The sequence below is a fragment of the Amycolatopsis sp. SID8362 genome, from assembly GCF_010550475.1.
In the GTDB taxonomy this organism is placed as follows: Bacteria; Actinomycetota; Actinomycetes; order Mycobacteriales; family Pseudonocardiaceae; genus Amycolatopsis; species Amycolatopsis eburnea.
This window is the reverse complement of sequence record NZ_JAAGNB010000895.1, coordinates 1-470: the sequence shown is the minus strand read 5'-3', so window position 1 is coordinate 470 and position 470 is coordinate 1. Positions and strand designations below refer to the sequence as shown.

The 470-nt window shown below is 76.4% G+C and carries 1 pseudogene; it reads right to left on the bottom strand.

Annotation, left to right across the window (positions count from 1 at the left end):
- A pseudogene (locus G3I65_RS27755) lies at nucleotides 1-470 on the bottom strand (protoporphyrinogen oxidase); the annotation flags it as partial.

Sequence of the window (470 nt, the reverse complement as noted above, 5' to 3'; positions counted from 1 at the left end):
GCCCCGGCGACCGCCAGCCCCGGCACCGCCGCGATCGCCTTCTCGATCCGCTCGACCCGCTCGAGGTGCCCGGTGCCGTACTGCGGCAGCCCGCCGCCCCACCGCGTCACGAGCGTCTCGATCGGCGCGGCCGTCACCCCGGTCAGGCGCGCGAGGTCGTCGCGGACCACGCGGACCAGCTCGACGTCGTCGGCCTTCAGCGCGCCCAGCTCGCCGAAGCGCCCGACCGAGCCGCGGACCAGCACCGGGCCGGTGCCGAAGTGGCTCCACTTGCGCGAAGAGAACGTGAACGCCTTCGACGCGTACGGCTTCCCGGCGGCGTCGCGCTCGCCGTGGCCGATCAGGATCCCCGAGGCGTCCGGCAGCGGCGTGCCGGGCGGCAGCGCCAGCGCCACCACGGCCATCGACGCCAGTTCGACCTCGCCGAACGCCGCCGAAGCCGCGGGCACCAGGTCGGCCAGCAGCCGGCG